This window comes from Mesorhizobium sp. M7A.F.Ca.ET.027.02.1.1, from assembly GCF_004022985.1.
Taxonomy (GTDB): Bacteria; Pseudomonadota; Alphaproteobacteria; order Rhizobiales; family Rhizobiaceae; genus Mesorhizobium.
Genome location: NZ_RZOL01000354.1, coordinates 1 through 6,431, shown reverse-complemented (window position 1 = coordinate 6,431; position 6,431 = coordinate 1). Strand labels below are relative to the sequence as shown.

Annotated in this window: 5 protein-coding genes; 2 read left to right on the top strand and 3 right to left on the bottom strand. The window is 62.9% G+C overall.

Annotation, left to right across the window (positions count from 1 at the left end; all coding sequences use genetic code 11):
• Positions 1-103: 103 nt before the first annotated feature.
• Positions 104-661 (bottom strand): GNAT family N-acetyltransferase, encoded by a 558-nt coding sequence (locus EN749_RS27930; protein WP_128364371.1) that lies wholly within the window; start codon positions 659-661, stop codon positions 104-106.
• A 181-nt stretch (positions 662-842) separates the two neighbouring features.
• Positions 843-3,038, bottom strand: coding sequence for a catalase/peroxidase HPI (katG, locus tag EN749_RS27925; RefSeq protein WP_128364370.1), 2,196 nt, complete (start codon positions 3,036-3,038; stop codon positions 843-845).
• Positions 3,039-3,301: 263 nt separating this feature from the next.
• Here katG and EN749_RS27920 point away from each other — a divergent pair, with 263 nt between their 5' ends.
• Positions 3,302-4,255: a hydrogen peroxide-inducible genes activator gene (locus EN749_RS27920; RefSeq protein ID WP_128364369.1), complete on the top strand. Its 954-nt coding sequence runs from the start codon at positions 3,302-3,304 to the stop codon at positions 4,253-4,255.
• A gap of 19 nt (positions 4,256-4,274) precedes the next feature.
• Here the strand turns inward: EN749_RS27920 and EN749_RS27915 are convergent, their stop codons facing one another.
• The gene (locus EN749_RS27915) at positions 4,275-4,988 is read right to left on the bottom strand and encodes a DNA helicase (protein ID WP_128364368.1); all 714 of its coding nucleotides are present in this window, start codon (positions 4,986-4,988) and stop codon (positions 4,275-4,277) included.
• Between the two features lie 587 nt (positions 4,989-5,575).
• On the opposite strand from EN749_RS27915, the gene EN749_RS27910 reads away from it, so the two are divergent.
• Positions 5,576-6,431, top strand: an 856-nt coding sequence (locus EN749_RS27910; RefSeq protein ID WP_128364367.1) for a hypothetical protein, incomplete at its 3' end; no start/stop codon positions are given.

Here is a 6,431-nt window from a genome sequence, read left to right as displayed (position 1 = left end):
CCAGCCCCTTCCCCCCCGTTTACGGGGAGAAGATGCCGGCAGGCAGATGAGGGGCGGCGGCGAGTTCGAAATGAGGGGGTGAACTCAATCCGACGAGATCGCCCTACAGCTCGATCCGGAACCGCAAGCTCTCCGCCCCGCCATAGGCGGCGTCCTCGAAAAAGCGTTCGACGAGCTTGCCGCCATTGGCCAGGATCACCTTGTGCGAGGCCGGATTGCCCGGCTTGGCGGTGATCTCGACGTGAGCCAGGCCGACCGCCCTCGCCTCCTCCAGCATCAGCCGCAGCGCCTCGGTGGCGTAGCCACGCCGTCGCTTCCACGGCACCACCGCATAGCCGATATGACCGAGCACATGCTTCGGCAATTCCGCCGTGCCCTTCTGCCAGCGAAAGCCGATCGAGCCCGACGCCTCGCCGTCCCAGATCCAGCGGCGGAAGCCCGGTAGGCGCGGCACCTTTTTGCCGTCTGGCAAACTGATCGCGCTACCCTTGGCCTGGGGATCGTCGAGGTCGGCAAGAAAGGCCACGGGATCCTTTTCGATGGCCGCGAGCTGCTCGCGCGTCGCCTCCATCAGCCGCACATTGTCCGGCGACCAGCCGCGTTCGAGCGCCGCCTTGTAGGACGGCAGATGTTCGAGCGCGGGTTTGACGATTTCGATCATGGTGCACTGGCGGAGACGCGACACCGGCAAGATAGCATCCCTGCCCAGGAAGGCACGGTCCACCAAAGCGCAGTCTCTTACGACAAGGCCGCGCTCCCATCGCTGGAAGCACGGCCCGGACGTTGGGTCCTTGGGAGGACTGGCACCCCGGCGCGGCCGCGCCGGAGCACCTTTAGCGGTCTCAGGCGATGTCGAAGCGCTCGGCGTTCATCACCTTGGTCCACGCAGCGACGAAATCCCTGGTGAATTTCGCCTTGGCGTCCGCCGACCCGTAGACCTCGGCAAGCGCGCGGAGCTGGGCGTGCGAGCCGAAGATCAGGTCGGCACGGGTGCCGGTCCACTTGACCGCCTTGGTCTTGCGGTCACGCGCCTCGTAGACTTCGTCGGAGCCGGCGGCCGGGTCCCAGACCGTGTTCATGCTGAGCAGATTGACGAAGAAGTCGTTGGTCAACGTACCCGGCCGGTCGGTGAGCACGCCGTGCTTCGACCTGGCCGTGTTGGCGCCGAGCACGCGCAGACCGCCGACCAGAACCGTCATCTCGGGCGCGGTCAGCGACAGCAATTGCGCCCGGTCGACCAGCATGGCTTCGACCGACATCGGCTGCTTGCCCCTGACATAGTTGCGGAAGCCATCGACTTTCGGCTCGAGCGCGGCAAAGGAATGGACATCGGTCTGTTCCTGTGAAGCATCCATGCGGCCCGGCGTGAACGGCACCTTAGTTTCGTGGCCGCCGTCCTTCGCCGCCTTCTCGACCGCGGCGACACCGCCGAGCACGATGAGATCGGCCAGCGAGATCTTTTTCCCGCCGGTCTGTGCCGCGTTGAACTCCGTCTGGATGGCTTCCAGCTTCGCTATCACCTTCGACAGTTCCGCCGGCTGGTTGACGTCCCAATCCTTCTGCGGTGCCAGTCGGATACGTGCCCCGTTGGCACCACCGCGCTTGTCGGAATTGCGGAACGTCGAGGCCGAGGCCCACGCAGTCGAGACCAATTCGGAGACCGAAAGGCCCGATGCCAGGATCTTCGCCTTCAGCGACGCAATGTCCTGCTGGCCGACCAGTTCATGGTCGACCGCCGGGATCGGATCCTGCCAGATCAGCTCTTCCTTCGGCACGAGCGGGCCGAGATAACGAACGATCGGACCCATGTCGCGATGGGTCAGCTTGTACCAGGCGCGGGCAAACGCGTCGGCGAAATGGTCCGGATGCTCATGGAAGCGCCGCGAGATCTTCTCGTAGGCCGGATCGGCCCGCAGTGCGAGATCGGTCGTCAGCATGGCAGGCGCGCGGCGCTTGGACGGATCGTGGGCATCCGGCACGGTCCCGGCACCGGCGCCGCCCTTCGGCGTCCACTGATGCGCGCCGGCCGGGCTCGTGGTCAGTTCCCATTCGAAGTTGAACAGATTGTCGAAGAAGTTGTTGCTCCACTTGGTCGGCGTCGTGGTCCAGGTCACCTCGAGGCCCGAGGTGATGGCGTCGCCTGCAATGCCGGAGGCGTGCTTGCTCGACCAGCCAAGGCCCTGCGCCTCGATGCTCGAGCCTTCAGGCTCCGCGCCCACCAGCGAGGCATCGCCGGCGCCGTGCGTCTTGCCGAAGGTGTGACCGCCGGCGATCAGCGCCACGGTCTCCTCGTCGTTCATGGCCATGCGCGCGAAGGTCTCGCGGATGTCGCGTGCCGAGGCCAGCGGATCCGGCTTGCCGTTCGGCCCTTCCGGATTGACGTAGATCAGTCCCATCTGGACGGCGCCGAGATGGCCCTGGAGTTCGCGGTCGCCGGAGTAGCGCTTGTCGTCGAGCCACTTGGTTTCCGAACCCCAATCGACGTCCTGTTCGGGTTCCCAGACGTCGGCGCGGCCGCCGGCGAAACCGAAGGTCTTGAAGCCCATCGATTCCAGCGCGACGTTGCCGGTGAGGATCAGCAGGTCGGCCCAGGAGATCTTGCGGCCATATTTCTGCTTGACCGGCCACAGCAGCCGGCGCGCCTTGTCGAGATTGGCATTGTCCGGCCAGCTGTTGAGCGGAGCAAAACGCTGCTGGCCGGCCCCGGCGCCGCCACGGCCATCGCCGATGCGGTAGGTGCCGGCACTGTGCCAGGCCATGCGGATGAACAGCGGCCCATAATGGCCGAAGTCGGCCGGCCACCACTCCTGCGAATCCGTCATCACCTGGTGCAGGTCCTTGATCACCGCATCGAGATCGAGCGACTTGAATTCCTCGGCATAGTCGAACTCTTCGCCCATCGGATCCGAAAGGTTCGATTGCTGATGGAGAACGCCGAGATCGAGTTGGTTGGGCCACCAGTCACGGTTGCTCCTGCTGGAAGGGCCGTGTGCAACGGGGCATTTGCCGGCGCTGGGATCATCGGTCTGTGCGTCCATGTTCTTCTCCGATCGTGGCTGTGTTGAGCTGTTCAACTGCTGCGTGAACAGGGACGTTGGATGTCCCTGGAGGCGGTCCGTTTCATGGCTGGCGCGATGACCATATGCCCGATACGCGACCGAATATGTTGGATGTCCTGTTGCCGCGGGCATGCGCCTCACCAGGCGGTCCCGGCTGCTCCTCATCTTCGTTGCGACTCCTATAGCAAAGCCGCTTCATTAATTTAAGTTGGATTTCCTGATTACAGCGATAAGATGACATTATGACAAACCTGACGCTGAAGCAGTTGCGTTATTTCGAGGCGCTGGCGCGGCACAATCATTTCGGCCGTGCCGCCGATGCCTGCACGATCTCGCAGCCCGCGATCTCGGTGCAGATCCGGGAGTTGGAGGAAACGCTTGGCACGGAGCTTTTCCAAAGAGGGCCACGCCAGGTCCGGCTGACCAATTTCGGCGAGGAATTCGCCTTGCGCGTTCGCGACATCCTGCGCTCGGTGGATGAGCTGACAGATCTGGCCCGCGCCTCGCGCGACCGGCTGGTGGGACGGTTGCGCATCGGGGTGATCCCGACGATCGCACCCTACCTTTTGCCTGCCATCATCGGCAACCTCGCCCGCATGCATGACGGGCTCGATATCCATGTGCGCGAAACGCAGACGCAGAAGCTGATCCAGGAACTGGCCGACGGGCGGCTTGATGCCGCCATCGTCGCCTTGCCGGTATCGGAAGCGTCGCTGACGGAAATCGTGCTGTTTGCCGAGAACTTCGTGCTGGTCCGACCCGGCGAGGATGAGGGAAAGCCGGTGCCCAACCGCGAAATGTTGCGCGAGATGCGGCTGCTCCTGCTCGAGGAAGGCCATTGTTTTCGCGACCAGGCGCTGTCGTTCTGCAACATGCATTCGGCACGGCCGCGCGAGTTGCTGGACGGCAGCTCGCTGTCGACCCTGGTGCAGATGGTCGGCGCCGGCGTCGGCGTCACCTTGATCCCCGAAATGGCCGTGCCGGTGGAGACGCGCTCGGCGGCGGTCTCTATCGCCCACTTCGCCAACCCCCAACCGTCGCGGACGATCGGCATGATCTGGCGCAAGACAAGCCCGATCGCCAAACAGCTGCTGCTTATATCCGAAGTGGTTCGCCAGGCAGCCGAAGCATTGCGCGCGCAGCACGGTTCGGCATCGGTTGCGCAGCCTCTGAATCTGCCGGCAGCGGCCCAATGAAGGCAGGCTGACCTGATCCTCAGCCTGCCGCCTGGAACCGGATTTCGCCCTTGTTCAGGAAGCAGGTCTTGTCGAACAGCGACAGGTCCAGAGGGTTCGGTAACCGCACATCGCCGATATCGGGACATGGCTTCTTCGCCGGATCGTATGACCGATCGATCTGCGAGATGAAGACGAGGATCAATCCTTTGTCGCGGGCAAAGGCCTTCAGCGTGCGAACCTGCGCCATCAGGTCCGGGTTTTCCCGCTTCTGATCGAGCAGTTGCAGATAATCGATCACCACCAGCGTGCCGCGCGGCGCCGAACCCAATGCCTTGACGATGTAGGCGGCACTGATGGCGTCGGAATTATCGAATGTGAACTGGTCGTTGAACTGCACCGGGTCCGCCCCGATGGCTCGAAACCGGTCCAGCACATCCCTTTGCGTATATTCGAGCGTAAAGAACACACCGCGATGGCCTGATTTCATGGCTTCGACCGGGAGTTCGAGGCTCATCAGCGTCTTGCCGTGTCCGGGTCGCGCACCGACCAGAACCAGGTCGCCGGGCGCAAGTTGCGCAAACAGCATGCCGGCGGGCGCCGCCTCGGCTGCCTTGGCTGCAAGCAGGCTCCAGCTGGCAAAACCTTCCTGGGCGGCAATACGGTCGAGCGCTTCGTGCAGCGCAATCTTGCCCTCGCGGGACAAAAGCCTGGCTTGACGCTTGAGATGGTAGATGGGCGCGGACAACTTCATCGCAAAACCTCCTGGTGCGAGCCGTTTTTGCAACCCCTCCTTATGCCAAGTGCTCGAACAGTCGGTTCGGTGATTGGATAGCGCCCTGCATGAACGATGCTTTCCCGGCGGAGGGAGGTGGCGTGGGCCGCGCCAGAATCAGATGATAGCTCAATCCCTGCGTATCGAAAATCGCGGACCTCCAGGGATCAGGCTCCGGACTCGCGGCTCTTCACGATAGGAATTTTTTCTTGACTTCCTGCCCTCAGCTATGGTACATATTTGTCCATGGTGCTGATTTGCGCCAATGACCCGCCGCACAGGCGGGTTTTCGTTTGATGCTCCGTCAGCCAACGCGCCGACGGCCTCCGAAGGGACCCGCCAACCCGAGTTCGTTGCCCTGCTTCAAGGAAGCGAAGACGTCCGCCGCAAGCCTGGAGCCAGCATGTCGGCGTAGGCCGTTGCATGCATCGACCTGCTTTACGGCTCTTCATGCGGGTACGCTAAACAAGATGTGTTTCGCCCGATAATGCGAGGCCATCTATGATCGATTCTCGCGGCAATGCCGCAAGAAATCGCCATTCGCTTCGACAAGGAGAATTGATCCGGTGCGGTTGAGATCTGTTCCTCTGGGCGTCGTCGCCAGCTTTTTCGTCGCCGTCATCGCCGTGACGGTGTCGGCTCGATCCTTTGCCGCACCTTCTGACGTGCCGGCCTGGCTGCAGGCTCATGTCGGCAACAGCGACGGCCAGATCTCACAGATTGTCCTCGAACGAGCCCGCGCGCTTTACCTGAAGAAGGTCGCGCAAGGCGCTGTCAAGAACCCCTGCTACTTCGCCATGGATGCCACACGCCCCAGCGATCTGGGCAATGGCGTGCTCGGCCGTCGCTATTACGTCATCTGCGAAGCCAGCCAATCATTTCGCGCGATTTCGTCGGGTCATGGCAGCGGCCGGAATTTGAAAGGTGTTGTCGATTTTTCGAACGGCAAGCGGTGCGCTAGAAACTTCGGCAATGCGATGGATTCATCGTTGACGGCCGGCGGGGCCTATATGACCAGAGAGGCGAAAACCTCGTTCAAAGGCTACTACCGCACCGGCGCGAAGCAGGACGCGATTTTCCAGCGCACCTTCATCCAGTTCGACGGCGAAGGCGAAGCCGCGAACGCCAGGCAGCGGGTGATCGGCGGTCACGCCGCCCAGGTGCTGCACGGCCTATGCCTGCGCAAAAACCCGAACAGTTCGCACGCCGACCATGACGGCTTCGTGCCGTTCGGCAAGCTGGTGGACTATGCCGGCGGTCGCAGCAATGGCTGCACCAGTTGGTCGCCGGCGGATGCCAAGCAGATCATCCCGATGGTCAAGGACAATCCGACGACGCTCTACATCTACCCGGAATCGCGCGACATCGCCGCGGTCGCAGCCAAACGCTCACAGCCGGGCGCCTACTGGAACGCGTCCTGCC

Coding starts and splice junctions, on each gene's coding strand:
- EN749_RS27930 (WP_128364371.1), bottom strand. CDS start 661: ATGATCGAAATCGTCAAACCCGCGCTCGAACATCTGCCGTCCTACAAG.
- katG (WP_128364370.1), bottom strand. CDS start 3,038: ATGGACGCACAGACCGATGATCCCAGCGCCGGCAAATGCCCCGTTGCA.
- EN749_RS27920 (WP_128364369.1), top strand. CDS start 3,302: ATGACAAACCTGACGCTGAAGCAGTTGCGTTATTTCGAGGCGCTGGCG.
- EN749_RS27915 (WP_128364368.1), bottom strand. CDS start 4,988: ATGAAGTTGTCCGCGCCCATCTACCATCTCAAGCGTCAAGCCAGGCTT.